This is a genomic window from Poseidonibacter antarcticus (assembly GCF_003667345.1).
GTDB classification, from domain to species: domain Bacteria; phylum Campylobacterota; class Campylobacteria; order Campylobacterales; family Arcobacteraceae; genus Poseidonibacter; species Poseidonibacter antarcticus.
Window position 1 is genome coordinate 1 of sequence record NZ_RCWF01000019.1, and the last position, 17,675, is coordinate 17,675.

Below are 17,675 nucleotides of genomic sequence, written 5' to 3' on the forward strand. Positions count from 1 at the left end.
TAAAATTATTCTATAAAATATCAGGTTTTTTATTTATTTTAATGGGAATAGGAATGTTATACTTATAAAACTAATATCAACTCCTTCTTCTAAAAGTAGAGTTGCAAATAAATGTCTAAACATGTGTGGAGTTAGATGTTTACTTGTGAATACTATTCTCTCGTATTTATTAATCATCAATCTAATTGACTGCTCAGATATCTTATTTCCTAATCGATTTACTAGAAAAAAATTAATTTTCTTAATATCTTCATCAAATAATTTATAATACTGTCAGATAAGGAAACAACCTCACAGTCACTCCCTCTCCAAAGAACCGTACTTGCTACTTTCAGAGCATACGGCTCAAGCATTAATAACTAAATTTATTGCGAAGTTTTAGGGAAATATATCGTTTAGTAAAGTATAAATCATCATCTTTATTATAAGGGTTAGCTGTAGCTACTATTTTAATATGTTCAAGTAATGGCAAAGCCGATAATCTTGCTACATATTTAATTCCATTTGATAAAGTTTCTGATTGATAGTTAGGTGGTTGTGAGAATATAACCTTTGAATTAACAAATCTATAATAGTAAGCCCAACCTTTTATTAAAGGGTTTAGTTTATCAATTAATAGTTCTAAAGGTGAAGAGTTATGTTGTTTAAATATCTCTTTGATTTTAGATTTAAAAGATTTTATTCCATCTTTACTTGGTTTTACTATCACTTTATTATTTGGATATTTCAAGATGACCTCTTGCAAGATAATTACAACTGTTTAAGTGATTTGGTTTATCTATCCTTTATATTTTTATTATACAATCACACTTTTATATTATTAATAAAATAAACTATTATTTGGAGAGAACATTTTGAGAAAAACTATATATTCTATATTTATTTTAAGTACTATTTTTAGTCAATTAATTCAGGCAAATATTGTCCAAGAGGAACTTATACCACCTGTAATTGAAGCAAAATCATATATTCTTATGGATTATGATACAAAACGCATCTTAATTTCAAAAAATGCTGATGAAAAATTACCACCTGCTAGTTTAACTAAATTGATGACATCATATGTTACATCAGCAAAAATTAATTCAGGAGAAATTAGTTTAAAAGACAAAGCTTTTATAAGTAAAAAGGCTTGGAAAATGACTGGTTCACGAACTTTTTTAAATGTAAATACAAAAGTAGATTTATCAGATTTAGTCAAGGGAATGATAATACAATCAGGAAATGATGCTGTAATTGCCATTGCTGAGCATATTTCTGGAAGTGAAAAAGCATTTGTTGAATTGATGAATCAATATGCAAAACAATTAGGACTAAATAATACTCACTATAGTGATGCTACAGGCTTACCAGTTAACAATCATTATTCAACTGCACAGGATATCGCATTATTGTCTCGTGCAATTATAAAAGATTTTCCAGACCATTATGATTGGTATTCAATTAAAAATTTTAAATATAATAATATAAGTCAAAATAATCGTAATAAATTATTATGGAAAGATCCAAGTGTAGATGGATTAAAAACAGGTCATACAAATGCTGCTGGATATTGTCTAGCAGCTTCTGCAAAAAGAAAAGATATGCGTCTAATTGCTGTTGTAATGGGAACAAAAAGTTCTAAAGCTAGAGCAGTAGAGTCAGAGAAACTATTAAATTATGGATTTAAGTATTATGATACACATAAATTATACAAAGCAAATACTGTAATTAAAAAAAGTAAAATTTGGGAAGGGGAAAAAGAAGAAGTTTCCCTAGGACTTGAAAAAGACCTAGCTGTAACAATAGTTCGTAGCAAAGATAAACAATTACAAACTATAATAAATATCAAAAAACCTATCATTGCAACAGTAAATAAAGGTCAAGAACTAGGAACAGTAGAAGTACACCTTGATGATAAGATTTTAACAACAGTTCCTCTTATTGCTTTAAATACAATTAATAAAGGTAACTTATGGGATCAAACGATTGACAGTATAACTCTTTGGATAAAAACAAATATACCTTATGCTACTAATTTTTAGGAAGATTTAATCAAATTTATCTCTTGAATTGGTGTTTTAATTAGAAAGGTGTAGCCTCACAATCCTTTTTTCACAATATTTTAATAAGTATGCTATAACTACATAAATAAGGTTGTAATAAAACAATAGTTTAACTTCATTTAATAAAATTAAAGTTTTTCTAAATTCATATAATATTAAATATAAAACAATGGAGCACTTTTACTTTGCACTTATAAGAATTATAAATTTTATTTTAACTGCTAGTTAAAGTTGATAAATAGAAAGTAATAATATATAATCTTAAAAAAACTGCTCTATATTTGTTCGAGGATTGATTTTTATTTTAATTGACTTGTCCTTCTATGTAAAAAACAATTCTAGGCTAAATATAGAAAGTTTTTTTTTAAAGTGAATTAAAAAAATTTTATCTCAGAATAAATTGGTTATGAGTATGAATTTTAGTTATCACTTCAATATGAAAGAATTTTAGGAAGACTAAGTATTGTAATTATATAATAAATTAAAAGGTATTTTTTGACAAATATTTATAATAACAATGTATCAACAACAGAAGATTATTTGGAATATCTCTATAGTAATAAATTTCAAAAAAGCAAATATCTTAAAGATGAAGAAGTAATAAAGATTTGTGATAATGCAGGGGTATTTAAATTAAAAGGTTATGTTAAAGAGATAAAACATCAATCTATAAAAAATATAGATGATGTATTAGCTATATACCTATTTGACAGGTATTTTTCAAAAATCATTTTCGATTTATCAAGTAGAATTGAATCAAAATTGAAAAGTGTTTTAATTAATGAATGTTATAAAAGAACAAACAATAACTTTTTTTATTTAATGGCAAAAAATCATAAGTGGACTAATTATAGCATTGATATACCAACAATTAGGAACTGGAAAGTTCATACTTCTAGTATGAGCCAAACAGAAGCATATAGTCATTATATATTATTTTATTTACAAAATTATAATTTTAATTCAAATAAAAATATGCATTTACAAAATACATCTCTTATTAATATTGATGATAATGAATATAATTATCCTCCCTTTAAATACTTAATAGAAGGTGCTACTTTAGGTTGTGTAATATCTTTTATAAGAAGTTTAAAGATTGGAAATACGGATATATATAGTAAAACAGCAACTAACTTTGGATTAGGGAATAATGATAAGTTTTTAAATTACTTAAAAAGACTAAATGAAATTAGAAATAGAGTTGCACATGGTGGTAGAATTTTCAACCGTACTTTTAGGAGTGCCACAGGAGTAGGTAAATATCAGCTTTTAAGAAAGAAAATAAATAATCATAAGTCATTAGATGTATATATATTTTTATTTTTTATGTTAAACCAACTCGATGAATATAAGAGTATTGAAGAATTTAAAAATATTCAAATTAAAAAACTATTTATAGAATTTAAAGAAGATTATATTTCTAATAGAGAATCTTTTGGACTTTTAGAAAAGTTAGAAAAGGAAAGTTTTCAAAATATTGGGAAAATCATTTATTCAAAAATGTGTAGATAAAAAAATAGCCAGTCTTGTAAACATAGAGGTTAGAATACTAAATCGTATAAAAACTTATCATTTACAGCGGACTGGCGTTAGTTATAAAAATATTATAATATAATCATCCATAAATTAAGTTTAATTTGAATGCATAATTTATTAACAGTGTAACTTTTAGTATCTTTTCTATTCTAACTTGATAATGATCTTGTTACCAATAGGACATAAAAATATTGATTGAGAGGTAACTATTTGGACCAAAGGATAGTATCTGCTGATTGAATAATAAGATTACTGTTATCTCGCATATCCCTAAGTGAACCATAAAAAAGATTTTTCTGTGACGTTATAGCTAATAATAAGCTTTAAATGCTTTAATTACAGGTTTGTTTAGTCTTCTACGATTAACTAAATAAAATTTTAAAATTCATATTCAAGAAAAATTAGAAAAGTGTTCTTGAAAATTGATTATGAGAGGTTCACTAAAATAACTTTTGATATAATGTATTATATTATAATTTATTGGACTAGAATTGGAAAATTTAAATGAATTAAAAGCTATTTTACACTCAAAAAGAGCAAATATATACTATCTTGAATATTGTCGTGTTATGCAAAAAGATGGCAGGATTCTTTATCTTAGTGAAGCTAAGAAAGAGTATCAGTACTGGAATATCCCAATTGCAAATACTACTTGTTTACTTTTAGGTACAGGAACGTCAATTACACAAGCTGCAATGAGAATGTTAGCTCAAGCTGGGGTACTTGTTGGTTTTTGTGGAGGTGGTGCAACTCCTTTGTTTATGGCAAATGAAATTGAATGGTTTACTCCCCAAAGTGAATATAGACCTACTGAATATATTCAAGGATGGATGCAATTTTGGTTTGACGAGGCTAAGCGGCTTGAAACTGCAAAAAGATTTCAAATATCTAGAATAGAATTCATACAAAAAGTTTGGGCTAAAGATCGTGAGCTAAGAATAGAAGGTTTCGATGTTAAAGATTCTGTTCTTGGAAACTTATTTTCTACAATTTTAACAAATATTCCAAATGCTTATAATGTTGGTAAACTATTACAACTTGAAGCTGATTTTACTAAGAAACTCTACAAATATGCAGCTTTAAAAACAAATCAAATAGGTTTTACAAGAGAACACAAAAGTGCTGATTTAGCCAATGACTTCTTAAATCATGGGAATTATTTAGCATATGGACTTGGAGCTACTACTCTTTGGGTTCTTGGGATTCCTCATGGTTTTGCAGTGATGCATGGTAAAACTAGAAGGGGAGCATTAGTTTTTGATGTAGCTGATTTAGTAAAAGATGCTTTGGTTTTACCTTGGGCTTTTATCTGTGCTAAAGAGAATATGAGTGAAAAAGAGTTTAGGTCACAATGTTTACAAAATTTTGTTGAACACAAAGCCTTAGATTTTATGTTTAATCAAGTAAAAGAAGCATCTTCATACTATTCAAAAGGTGATGAAATCTTATGATGGTTATTTTTGTCTCACAATGTGAGAAAAATGCATTAAAAAAAACAAGAAGAGTTTTAGATAGTTTTGCAAACCGTATTGGTGACAATACATGGCAAACTATTATCACTCAAGAAGGATTAAATGCTGTTCAAAAACTACTTAGAAAAACAGCTTCAAAAAGTACTGCTGTATCTTGTCATTGGATACGAAGTCGCAGTAGAAGTGATTTCCTATGGGTGGTTGGGAATAAGGATAGATTTAATGAAGAAGGAGTTGTACCAGTTCATTGGACTACAAAAACTATTTTAGATAAGTATAAAGAGAGTGAATGGAAATATTTGCCTTTAATTAAATCATTAACTGCTCTTTCTGCACTTTTTCATGATTGGGGAAAAGCAACGAAACTTTTTCAAGATAAGTTAAAACCAAATAGTAAAATAAAAGCTGATCCAATTCGTCATGAATGGATAAGTTGTATTTTACTTAATGCTTTTATTTCACAAAACAAAGAAAACTGGTTGCATCGTTTAAGTGAAGGAATAATAGATGAGACTTTACTAATAGAATCTACTAGCGATGTAAATGAGAGAGTATTACAAAATCTTCCATCCTCAGCACAACTGGTACTTTGGTTGGTAGTTTCTCACCATAAATTGCCAAGTGTAGCTACTACTAAAAAAGCCATAGTAGATGATGGATGGAATGGTGTTGCTTCTTTTAATATAAAAGAAACTCTTCAATACATTAAAAAATCTTGGGGATATGAAAATATAAGAGATGAAAAAGAGTATAAAAAACGCCTAAAAGAGTGCTTTATATTTCCTAATGGTCTTCTATCTAATTCATCTAAATGGCTAAGCCTTGTTAAGCGTTGGGCAACAAAACTTATTTCTCAACAAACTTTATTAGAAGAAGCAATTAATGATGGTAGTTATAGAGCTGTTTTGCATCATAGCCGACTTTGTTTGATGCTGGGTGATCATAATTATTCTTCAGAAGATAAAAATCCTAATTGGGAAGATGTTACAGGTCTTTTTGCAAATACTGATCCAAAAACAAAAGAGTTGAAGCAAAAACTAGATGAACATTTATGTGGTGTTTATGAAAGGGCTACTGCTGTTGTTCATTATCTACCTATGTTTGAACATGAATCTCCTTTTGTTAAAAATAATAAGATTTTGAAAAGAGCAAGTCCAAAAGAGTTTGCATGGCAAGATAAAGCTGTAACAAAAATAAGAACAGTGATAAATGAAGAGTCTAAAAAAAGAGGATTTTTTGCTGTGAACATGGCAAGTACAGGATGTGGGAAAACTTTTGCAAATGCAAAAGTAATGCAAGCTATTTCAAAAGATGGAGAATCTTTACGGTATGTTTTGGCTTTGGGCTTAAGAACTTTAACTTTACAAACTGGTGATGAGTATAGAAAAAAAATTGAACTAAGTAAAGAAGAACTAGCTGTTATAATTGGTTCTAAAGCAATTATGGAACTTCATAACAATCAAGAAAAGAAAAAAGAAGATGAACAAAAACTTGATTTTGGTTCAGAATCTTTAGAGAGTCTTCTTGATGAAGATGTTTTATATGAGTGCGATATTCCTGAAGATGCATTAAAAACTGTTTTAAAAAAAGAACAAGATAGAAAATTCCTTTATGCACCAGTATTAGTTTGTACAATTGATCATCTTATGGGTGCAGTTACGACTAAGAAGGGTGGTCGTTATATATTGCCTAGTTTAAGAATGCTCTCTTCGGATTTAGTAATAGATGAAATAGATGACTTTACAGGTTCAGATCTTATTGCTATTGGTAGGTTGGTACATTTAGTTGGAATGCTTGGACGAGGTGTAATGATTTCATCAGCAACAATTCCTCCTGATTTGGCTAAAGGATATTTTAATGCTTATAAAAAAGGTTGGCAACTATATGTAAAGAGCCATGAATCAAAAAATAAAATAGTATGTGCTTGGATAGATGAGTTTAAAACAGATGTCAAAGAAATAGAAAGTTTTGAAAGTAAAAAAGCTTTAGATAATTATGAACAAAATCATAATCATTTTATTGATAAACGAATACAAAATCTTGAAAAAGAGCCTATAAAAAGAAAAGTAGAGATAATAGATTGTCATGAAGATATGGAAGATAACGAATTTGAAGAGGATGAAACAAAAACAGAAGTTTATTTTTCTAAAATAGAAGAATCAATTATCAAAAAACATCACCAACATCATACAATTGATAAAGAAAGTAATAAAAAAATATCCTTTGGAGTAGTTAGAGTTGCTAATATTCCACCTTGTGTGGCATTAAGTAAATACTTAATAATGTCTGATCATGATGATATAGAAATAAAGGTTATGGCTTATCATTCAAGTCAAGTGTTGTTATTGCGACATGAACAAGAAAAACATCTTGATGCTGTTTTAAAGAGAAAAGAAAAAGAAGATGAAGAAGCAAAAGCATTTCAGAATCCAATCATTCGTTCACATATAGATTCAAGTAAAACTAAAGATATTATTTTTGTCTTAGTTGCTACTCCCGTAGAAGAAGTTGGTCGCGACCATGATTTTGATTGGGCTATTATAGAACCTTCTTCTTATCGTTCTATTATTCAACTTGCAGGTCGTGTACGAAGACATAGAATAGGGGAAATAAGTGAAGCAAATATTGGATTAATGCAATATAACTATAAAGCTTTTAAAAATAGTGATACCGAAGAAAATAGCTATTTTAATAAACCTGGATATGAAGAAGATATTATACTTAACACTCATAATATTTCAGAATTAATAGATACAGAAAAAATAGCTAAAAGACTAGATGCACAAGCAAGAATCAAAAAATCTCAAAAGCTAGATCCTAAAAATTCATTAATAGATTTAGAACACTATAAAACACAAAAAGACTTGACTTCTTTTGATAAAATAGGAGCTAACACTTTTGAAGGATATTTAAATGAAAGTTGTTTTTTAACAGCTCATCCTTTTTATTATCACCCTTTTAGAGAGAGTTTAAAAAATACAAATATTTTTCTAGTTTATAATCAAAAAGATGACAATTATTGTTTTGCAGAGTTAGATGAATATTCTAAGTTAATAACTAATCAATCAGGTTATCCTTCTAATAGAGAAGACATACTGCAAATAAGTAGAGCAGATGATATTATAGATAAAAGTAAATTATGGTTATATCGAGATTATGATAAATTAGTAGAAAAATATGCTTTAGAAAACAATCAAACAAAAGAGGAAATATCATTGAAATATGGAGAACTAAATTTTGTAGTTTATAAAGATGATGATGAATTTGAATATAGTGACCAATTTGGACTAGTAAAGGTAATAAATGAAAACAAATAAAATTAAAGAGTATATAGATAGTGTTAAAAAGAAAAAAATTAAAATACTATTATCTGATATAGATAAAACAGAAAAATACAAGATTCAGCAAATAAAAGAAAATATAGAATCAGAATTTATTTATAGTAAGTGGATAACAATGTTATTATCAATAAAAAGTATAGATTCATATTTTCCAAAATTAGATGAAGAAAAAAGCCTGTTTGAATTACTGTGTTTAGAGGTATCATATAAACAAAGTTTTAAATTATTATGTGATAGTGAACATCCATTAATTAAAGAAGCACTTAAAGATATTGGTTTAAATAACACTGATATTGAAAAATGCATTGCAAATGTAAAGAATTTTAGTTCAGAAAAATTAGATTATTTTTTACTTTTTCAGAATGAGAAGACTATAAATGATGTTCAAAGAAAAATAGATAATTTAGCAAAAGACAGTAATCAAGGAACAATCATTTCACATTCTTCAAAAATGACACATCCTTCTTGTAAATATCCTAGAATTTTTTTCTCTAAAGAATATAGAAATAATGGCTTAGTATGTTCGGGAAATTCTCTTGTAGAATTTGATATGCATATAAATGCTACGAAATTAATGGTTTTTAAGTTTTTATCTTTAAAATATAAGAATAAACCATTACTCCAATATATTAAAAATAATGATGCAACAGTCTTTTGTGAACTTTTTGACATAAAAAAAGTTCACGCAGAAAAATGGGTGAAAGAATTTTCCGTATCATTAAATAATGAGGATAATCGTACAGATAGGTTTATTAAGCAAGTATATTTTCCTAAAGAAAATGAATACCATTTATTGTCAATATTACATCCGTCAGGTTTGATTTTTTCAATGAAAGAAAAGATTGATTTAATCAATCATCGTTCAGTTAATGCATATATTGGAAATAAAGCTAAAAAGAATAATAAATATCTAAATATACAGTTTTCAACAATACCAAAGTTAACTGTAATTAAATATGGAGGAGAGCATCCTAAAAATATAAGTGGTTTAAATAATAAACATCAAAAACATTATTTATTAAATTCTATGCCACCAGTTTTTAAAAAAAGAAATATATATTTTCCTAAAAGTAATTTCTTTGAAGATTCAATAAGAGTGTGGGATGTTTCCGAAGTGTTTAACGCTCTAGCTCATATCGCTAGTTCAGATTATAATAATATAGATATTAGAAATGGTCGTATTTATAGATATAGACAGTTAATGGATAAAATTATAGAGAAAATGTGGGCTGTTCGATTAGTATCTTTAGAACAATATTATGAAAAAAATTCAAAATTAAAATCTCATCAAAAAATTTGGCTATGTCAGGAGTATGAAAAATTACGAGAAAATGATGATGTATGGCTAGATAAACTTGAAAATGAAATAAGCCGCTGGATATTTAATAGTTATCAGGAACGAACTAATAAAAAATTTAGTACAGAAGAAAAAAAAGATATCAAGATTGTAGTTCATAAATATAGGGAGGAATTAAGATGATAAGACAACTATTATTAATACCGCATATAAAAATACATAATGCAAATGCACTTTCTAGCCCATTTACTATAGGCTTTCCTGCTATGACTGCATGGTTAGGAGCAACACATGCTTTACAAAGAAAGTTAAATAACGATGGTTTTAAAAGCTTAGTATTTAAAGCAACGGGTGTACTCAGTCATAATGCAGATCTACAAACCTTTAAAGGTGTTGGAGATTATGTTCACTCTATAGTTGGAACAGGAAATCCTTTAGACAAGAATGGAAATCGTCCATCTTTTATAGAAGAAGCTCGAATTCATCTTGAAGTGAGTTTAGTTATTGAACTAGAAGGCTTAGAAAAAATAGATGAAGAACGATTTCTAGAAAGAGTTTACCACTATTTATTAGGTCATATGAAAATGGCTAGTGGAGATATATTTTCATTTAAAAAACCAATTCTTACTCGACTTGATGATGAAATAGAAGATCAATTAATTCATTTTAGAAAAAAACTTATGCCTAGCTATGCCATTGTTGAAAGAAAAGATTTGATGATAGAAGCTATGCACAGTGGAGCAGATGCAGTTGATGCTATGTTGGATTATCTTTCACTACATCATAGTTGCACAAAAGATGATGAAAAAGTCCTTTGGAATAGTGAGCGAAAAGTTTCAGGCTGGATAGTTCCAATAGCGGTAGGTTTTCAAGGAATTTCACCTATTGGTAAAGCTAAAAATCAAAGAGATGTAAACACTCCTCATCGTTTTGCAGAGAGTGTTGTAACTCTTGGAGAGTTTAAAATGCCATATAAGATAACATCAATCGATGAAATACTTTGGCGATATAGTTATGACGAAGAGGAATCTCTTTATCTTTGTGAACAAACAAAAAATTAAAATAAAGAATAAAAGGAAAATTAAATGGCAAAAGTAAAAAATACAATCGCATCGGTTTTAGCATATGAGAAAAAATTAGTACCATCAGATGGTTATATGTATGGAACAACTTGGGAGAATAAAGATAAAACAACAGCTTTAAGTTTAGTAGAAAAATCAGTAAGAGGAACAATAAGTAATCGTTTAAAAGATACAGTGAAGAATGATCCTTTAAAATTAAATGCAGAAGTAGAAAAACCAAACTTACAAACAGTAGATAGTTGTGCATTAGGAGAAGAACAAGATACTCTTAAACTTCATTTTACTCTTAAGGTATTAGGTGGTATTAAAGAACCATCTGCTTGTAATAATGCTACTTTTTTAGAGAGTTATAAAAATGCAGTAGGCGAATATATTGAAAAAGATGAGTTTACTGAACTTGGTCGCAGATATGCATTAAATTTAGCTAATGCTCGTTTCTTATGGCGTAATCGTGTAGGAGCGGAGCAAATAGAAGTAAGAATTGAAGATTTAAAAAGCAAGCAAGTATGGGTTTTTAATGCAAAAGAATTTAGTATTCGTTCTATGGAAAGTACAAATAAAGATACAATATCTTTAGGTAAAGAAATAGCTAATGCTTTGGCTAGTGATGATGACTTTTTAATGTTAGATATAACTTGTTATGCACAAATAGGTAAGGCACAAGAGGTTTATCCAAGTGAAGAGTTGGTTTTAGACAAAGGTCAAAGTAAAAAAAGTAAGATTTTATATACTGTAAATGATGTAGCTTCAATGCACTCTCAAAAACTAGGAAATGCATTACGAAGTATTGATACTTGGTATAGTGAATATGCTACAGAAAATAGACCAATTGCAATAGAGCCATACGGAGCTGTTACTAATCTAGGACGTGCTTTTAGAACACCAAAAGAAAAACAAGATTTCTTTACACTCTTTGATAAATTTGCAACAGGTACAAAACTAGATAGTAAAGATGAAGAACACTATGTTATGGCTGTTTTAGTTCGTGGTGGTGTCTTTGGCGAAAGTTCAAAGTAATAATCATGAAATATTATATTGACATAAAATTAGAAAGTGATACTGAAATATCACTTGGTTTTATTTGGGAAAAAGTTTATGCTCAAATGCATCTAGCAATGGTTAATCAAAAAGATTCTGAGGGTATGTGCAAAGTTGGGTTTTCTTTTCCTAAATATGAGAGTAAAGTTTTTCCAATTGGTGATATATTGCGTTTATTTGCACCTACAAAAGAAGAACTTAAACTTTTAAATATAGAAGAATACTTAAAAAGACTTTCTGAGTATGTATTAATTAGTGAAATAAAAGAAGTTCCAACTAATATAAATGCATACGTAACTTTTAGTAGAAAGCAATTTAAAATTAATAAAGAACGCTTAGTGAGAAGACAAGCTAAAAGACAAGGAATAAGTATTGAAGAAGCAAGAGAAAATTATAAAGATTTTGATGAAGAAAATAAAAGAAAAGAAAATAAGCTTCCATATATTAATATGAATAGCTTATCAAATCAAAATAAAATGAAGGTTTTTATAGACAAGACTGTAAAAACAGAAGTAATAAAAGGTTTATTTACAACTTATGGATTAAGCAAGACTTCAACAGTTCCATATTTTTAGATAAAATACCTAATTTTTATCTATCTTTGTGAAAGACCAAAGTAAGGGCTTTAAAAAGAACATCTAAAATAAAGGTTATTTAAGTAAGTATCTTAATAAGCCTAGCTATACTAGGATTTTGAAACAATATTTTGCTGTAGACTGCCGAATAGGTAGCTTAGAAATCATAAAAATCTTTAACCGCATCTTTAATATCGTAGACTGCCGAATAGGTAGCTTAGAAAATCAGGGGCAGCAGTTGCAAAGTTTGGCTTAGGTAGACTGCCGAATAGGTAGCTTAGAAATATTATTGTTATGGGTGTTTCGAAATCGTTTTGTAGACTGCCGAATAGGTAGCTTAGAAAGAATGTTGCGATATTTGCAACTATTCCAATAGGTAGACTGCCGAATAGGTAGCTTAGAAATATTACAAAATCAATAGACAAATCAATTGTTAGTAGACTGCCGAATAGGTAGCTTAGAAATTTTGATAGTTCTATCTTATAAGCCATTTTAAGTAGACTGCCGAATAGGTAGCTTAGAAATAATGGAATGTTGATACAATGGGGCGAGTTCAGTAGACTGCCGAATAGGTAGCTTAGAAATTTCTTAAATTTTTTTATTTATTTATTAATTAGTAGACTGCCGAATAGGTAGCTTAGAAAAATAATAGTGATCCACTTTAAATGCTTCAATAGTAGACTGCCGAATAGGTAGCTTAGAAAAACAGATGAACAACTGTTAAGTTTTGGACTAAGTAGACTGCCGAATAGGTAGCTTAGAAATTTATATGTTTATAGAAAAGTTAGATATTATTGTAGACTGCCGAATAGGTAGCTTAGAAAATTATTAAAACCAAAAGAGAAAAAAGAAGTTAGTAGACTGCCGAATAGGTAGCTTAGAAATTGCTGGATTAACAAGGGGGTCTAAGTGGTTAGTAGACTGCCGAATAGGTAGCTTAGAAAAATATTTACCTTTATTCTTTTTAGATTCTCTTGTAGACTGCCGAATAGGTAGCTTAGAAAATCTAAAATAGAAGCTCTTTTCTCCTGTACTAGTAGACTGCCGAATAGGTAGCTTAGAAATCACGAACATCAATTACATTTTATTGATAATAGTAGACTGCCGAATAGGTAGCTTAGAAAAATTAAGCACGTTCTTAATATCTGCATCTATTGTAGACTGCCGAATAGGTAGCTTAGAAAATTAGCAATAATTAATCCGTGTTTTGCACTCAGTAGACTGCCGAATAGGTAGCTTAGAAAAACCTAAAAAAGGAACTTTAGAAAGTAAAGGCGTAGACTGCCGAATAGGTAGCTTAGAAATTCACATAAGGCACTATATACAGTAGCAACTCGTAGACTGCCGAATAGGTAGCTTAGAAATGATACAAATTATCAATATTCAAAGAACTAGAGTAGACTGCCGAATAGGTAGCTTAGAAACAAGCAATGTACTAGATAGTTTAGGAATTAATGTAGACTGCCGAATAGGTAGCTTAGAAAAAATGAACATTTCATACTTATCTGTTTTTTTAGTAGACTGCCGAATAGGTAGCTTAGAAAACTTGGTAAAAACTTTTGTTCTATTCGCTTTAGTAGACTGCCGAATAGGTAGCTTAGAAAAATATGCCCGACCTGAGTCATTTTCTTGATATGTAGACTGCCGAATAGGTAGCTTAGAAAATTACTTAGAATCGTGTTTGAATTATCCGCTAGTAGACTGCCGAATAGGTAGCTTAGAAAAACTTTCTCTTCTTCATCACCTTTTGCAATTTGTAGACTGCCGAATAGGTAGCTTAGAAACTTACAGTCGATAATCTAAGCACTATTAGACTGTAGACTGCCGAATAGGTAGCTTAGAAATCTTGAAAAAGATTGGTTTTATCTTACAGATAGTAGACTGCCGAATAGGTAGCTTAGAAAAAGAGCATTCAGAGCAGAAAAATTATCATAAAGTAGACTGCCGAATAGGTAGCTTAGAAATTACATAAAATTTATTATTTGTCTTTCTAATTGTAGACTGCCGAATAGGTAGCTTAGAAATAAATTACCAGCTTTAACTATGGAAACATCTTGTAGACTGCCGAATAGGTAGCTTAGAAAATATTAATTTCTTAGATATGGATAATACACATGTAGACTGCCGAATAGGTAGCTTAGAAAAATTTGTTTTGCTGTAAAAGTAGCTGTCATTTGTAGACTGCCGAATAGGTAGCTTAGAAAACCTGAAACATAAGTTCCAACCTTAAGTGTTAGTAGACTGCCGAATAGGTAGCTTAGAAAAAAACTTGCTTTAACTATGATTTAAATTTTAAGTAGACTGCCGAATAGGTAGCTTAGAAATATATACAGATTCTTATTTAGAAAGAAGAAAGGTAGACTGCCGAATAGGTAGCTTAGAAAAATAGCTATTAGTTGTAAATTCGCCCCATTGTGTAGACTGCCGAATAGGTAGCTTAGAAAATTCTATCAAATCCGATATTATTGCTATTATCGTAGACTGCCGAATAGGTAGCTTAGAAAATTATATTTAATTTCTTGTTTTAATAAATATTGTAGACTGCCGAATAGGTAGCTTAGAAAAGCATATTTATAACATCTCACTTCACTAGTATGTAGACTGCCGAATAGGTAGCTTAGAAAACTTAATCAACAGCTAGCAGAAGAATATGGATGTAGACTGCCGAATAGGTAGCTTAGAAAACCAAAATTAGGCTCTTCACCACCAAAATTAGGTAGACTGCCGAATAGGTAGCTTAGAAAAGTTACTTCTCCAAATTCAGAAACCTTAGCCAGTAGACTGCCGAATAGGTAGCTTAGAAAATTAAGCAAGAAAATAGATAAATTAGCGGAAGGTAGACTGCCGAATAGGTAGCTTAGAAATTTTTTAAAGCATCCATTAGTTGAGCTTCTTAGTAGACTGCCGAATAGGTAGCTTAGAAAATGCAGTTGAGAAAAAAAGAAGTTTTCTTTTTGTAGACTGCCGAATAGGTAGCTTAGAAATTATAGCGACGATACTATAAACAAAGCCGTTTGTAGACTGCCGAATAGGTAGCTTAGAAATACAACTGATTCTAACGGCAATATTTTACCAAGTAGACTGCCGAATAGGTAGCTTAGAAAAGTCATAATTCCAGAAGGAGTAGTTGTTCCTGGTAGACTGCCGAATAGGTAGCTTAGAAAGATTAATGCCATTGCTTGGTCCAGTGATTCATGTAGACTGCCGAATAGGTAGCTTAGAAAATTAATGTTATTATATAAGTATATATTATCTTGTAGACTGCCGAATAGGTAGCTTAGAAAATAATAGGAGCATATATAAAATGCTCATAATAGTAGACTGCCGAATAGGTAGCTTAGAAATTGTGAAGATGTTTCATACTTTGGTAATATCTTGTAGACTGCCGAATAGGTAGCTTAGAAACTATTGAATTAAGTTTATTACTTAAAGATAGAGTAGACTGCCGAATAGGTAGCTTAGAAAATATAAACCCCAACCCGCTTTTCTTTGTATATGTAGACTGCCGAATAGGTAGCTTAGAAAAATATAGAATGGTTCTTTAACAAATATATTTTGTAGACTGCCGAATAGGTAGCTTAGAAAATATATTGTTTAGTTATTGTTTCTATATAACAGTAGACTGCCGAATAGGTAGCTTAGAAAAGATATTAAAGAAAAAATAGAGATATAACACTGTAGACTGCCGAATAGGTAGCTTAGAAAAATTGCATCTATACGAAACATTGCAACAAAGAGTAGACTGCCGAATAGGTAGCTTAGAAAATAGTTTTGAATTGTGCATCGTTTAGATCTATGTAGACTGCCGAATAGGTAGCTTAGAAAATTCGTATTAAGAAAGAAGATGAAGTTATTAAGTAGACTGCCGAATAGGTAGCTTAGAAAAGGTTCTTTCGTTGTAAGATGTCCATAAACAAGTAGACTGCCGAATAGGTAGCTTAGAAAAGTAGCATTTAAATTTTCTTCATCAGGATTTAGTAGACTGCCGAATAGGTAGCTTAGAAACAAAACTCTTTTTTATAAAATTCTACGACCCAGTAGACTGCCGAATAGGTAGCTTAGAAATAGATAATGGAAAAAGAATTGAAAAAGAAAAAGTAGACTGCCGAATAGGTAGCTTAGAAAGCAATGTTATCCGGATAAATATTTTGTTACTCGTAGACTGCCGAATAGGTAGCTTAGAAAATTACATTATTAATTGTACAATCTGTAACACTGTAGACTGCCGAATAGGTAGCTTAGAAATTTATAATGAATTTTACTAAACCAATTAAATAGTAGACTGCCGAATAGGTAGCTTAGAAATATATCTGTACTTCTACCACATACAATACGCCGTAGACTGCCGAATAGGTAGCTTAGAAAATTTTCTATAGCACTTTTAGGAATACTTACTAGTAGACTGCCGAATAAGTAGCTTAGAAATGGTAATGTTAAGAATAATGTCACCTTATACAGTAGACTGCCGAATAGGTAGCTTAGAAAATATTATCTATTTGTTCACCTGTTGACAAGACGTAGACTGCCGAATAGGTAGCTTAGAAAAAGAATGTCTATAATCTTTTGACTATCAAAATGTAGACTGCCGAATAGGTAGCTTAGAAAAATTAAAAGAACTTATGACTACTGGAAGAGATGTAGACTGCCGAATAGGTAGCTTAGAAATTTAAACAACTTTTGTATAATGTTTTGATTATGTAGACTGCCGAATAGGTAGCTTAGAAATCTTAAATCGACTTTACATACTTTATCAATAAGTAGACTGCCGAATAGGTAGCTTAGAAAAATAAATACCGCTCCAACGATTATGTAAGAAAGTAGACTGCCGAATAGGTAGCTTAGAAATTTAGTTAAAACTTGTGAATTTTCAGTATCAGGTAGACTGCCGAATAGGTAGCTTAGAAATCTTTTTTTTCGTGTGGTTAATTGTTTTAGTTGTAGACTGCCGAATAGGTAGCTTAGAAATTCAGTATTGAAAACCAAAATTTTCAAATTTAATTATATAAATGATTAATTCTGAGTATGAATTTTAGCTTACCCCCTTTACCATCTCTAAAGCAGAGTTTATACTAAATTTTCCTTTTAATTTGGTGCATTTCAACTAAAGAGTTTTTATATGCGACTAAGTTGCATTTAAATATTGTTCGCTAAAATTAAAAACTTACAATTAGTTTGCAAATTTTTAAAAGAGTGGTTTATGAAAAGTTTCATAATTTTATTTTTTGTTTCAACTATAACTTTATTTGCCCATCTTCATACTTTCATTGATATCTTTTCTAAAATTTA

Annotated in this window: 10 protein-coding genes and 1 CRISPR repeat array; of the genes, 8 read left to right on the forward strand and 2 right to left on the reverse strand. The window is 29.6% G+C overall.

Annotation, left to right across the window (positions count from 1 at the left end; genetic code table 11):
- Positions 1–33: 33 nt before the first annotated feature.
- Both D9T19_RS14870 and D9T19_RS13840 read right to left on the reverse strand, forming a co-directional pair.
- Positions 34–246: a tyrosine-type recombinase/integrase gene (locus D9T19_RS14870; protein WP_121628838.1), complete on the reverse strand. Its 213-nt coding sequence runs from the start codon at positions 244–246 to the stop codon at positions 34–36.
- Positions 247–352: 106 nt separating this feature from the next.
- Complete coding sequence (locus tag D9T19_RS13840) at positions 353–730, reverse strand: group II intron maturase-specific domain-containing protein (protein WP_162984595.1); 378 nt, start codon at positions 728–730, stop codon at positions 353–355.
- Positions 731–854: 124 nt separating this feature from the next.
- On the opposite strand from D9T19_RS13840, the gene D9T19_RS13845 reads away from it, so the two are divergent.
- The 8 genes from D9T19_RS13845 (at position 855) to cas6f (ending at position 12,389) form a co-directional block, all read left to right on the forward strand.
- Positions 855–2,024, forward strand: coding sequence for a D-alanyl-D-alanine carboxypeptidase family protein (locus tag D9T19_RS13845; protein WP_121628840.1), 1,170 nt, complete (start codon positions 855–857; stop codon positions 2,022–2,024).
- A 516-nt stretch (positions 2,025–2,540) separates the two neighbouring features.
- On the forward strand, positions 2,541–3,560 hold the full coding sequence (locus tag D9T19_RS13850) for an Abi family protein (protein ID WP_162984596.1): 1,020 nt from the start codon (positions 2,541–2,543) through the stop codon (positions 3,558–3,560).
- Positions 3,561–4,075: 515 nt separating this feature from the next.
- Positions 4,076–5,035, forward strand: coding sequence for a type I-F CRISPR-associated endonuclease Cas1f (gene cas1f, locus D9T19_RS13855; protein WP_121628842.1), 960 nt, complete (start codon positions 4,076–4,078; stop codon positions 5,033–5,035).
- The gene (cas3f, locus tag D9T19_RS13860) at positions 5,032–8,373 is read left to right on the forward strand and encodes a type I-F CRISPR-associated helicase Cas3f (protein ID WP_121628843.1); all 3,342 of its coding nucleotides are present in this window, start codon (positions 5,032–5,034) and stop codon (positions 8,371–8,373) included. The genes cas1f and cas3f overlap by 4 nt, the downstream gene beginning before the upstream one ends.
- A complete protein-coding gene (locus D9T19_RS13865; RefSeq protein ID WP_121628844.1) occupies positions 8,360–9,877 on the forward strand; it encodes a type I-F CRISPR-associated protein Csy1 in 1,518 nt (505 codons plus the stop codon). Before cas3f ends, D9T19_RS13865 begins: the two co-directional genes overlap by 14 nt.
- Positions 9,874–10,755: a type I-F CRISPR-associated protein Csy2 gene (gene csy2 / locus D9T19_RS13870; RefSeq protein ID WP_121628845.1), complete on the forward strand. Its 882-nt coding sequence runs from the start codon at positions 9,874–9,876 to the stop codon at positions 10,753–10,755. The genes D9T19_RS13865 and csy2 overlap by 4 nt, the downstream gene beginning before the upstream one ends.
- A 24-nt stretch (positions 10,756–10,779) precedes the next feature.
- On the forward strand, positions 10,780–11,793 hold the full coding sequence (csy3, locus tag D9T19_RS13875) for a type I-F CRISPR-associated protein Csy3 (RefSeq protein ID WP_121628846.1): 1,014 nt from the start codon (positions 10,780–10,782) through the stop codon (positions 11,791–11,793).
- A gap of 5 nt (positions 11,794–11,798) precedes the next feature.
- Positions 11,799–12,389, forward strand: coding sequence for a type I-F CRISPR-associated endoribonuclease Cas6/Csy4 (cas6f, locus tag D9T19_RS13880; RefSeq protein WP_121628847.1), 591 nt, complete (start codon positions 11,799–11,801; stop codon positions 12,387–12,389).
- Positions 12,390–12,525: 136 nt separating this feature from the next.
- Positions 12,526–17,354: direct repeats of the CRISPR family, unit length 28 nt; unit sequence GTAGACTGCCGAATAGGTAGCTTAGAAA.
- The last annotated feature ends 321 nt before the right edge of the window (positions 17,355–17,675 follow it).

Bases quoted from the DNA above. Each gene is read 5' to 3' on its own strand.
- cas3f (WP_121628843.1), top strand. From the start codon at position 5,032: ATGATGGTTATTTTTGTCTCACAATGTGAGAAAAATGCATTAAAAAAA.
- D9T19_RS13865 (WP_121628844.1), top strand. From the start codon at position 8,360: ATGAAAACAAATAAAATTAAAGAGTATATAGATAGTGTTAAAAAGAAA.
- csy2 (WP_121628845.1), top strand. From the start codon at position 9,874: ATGATAAGACAACTATTATTAATACCGCATATAAAAATACATAATGCA.
- csy3 (WP_121628846.1), top strand. From the start codon at position 10,780: ATGGCAAAAGTAAAAAATACAATCGCATCGGTTTTAGCATATGAGAAA.
- cas6f (WP_121628847.1), top strand. From the start codon at position 11,799: ATGAAATATTATATTGACATAAAATTAGAAAGTGATACTGAAATATCA.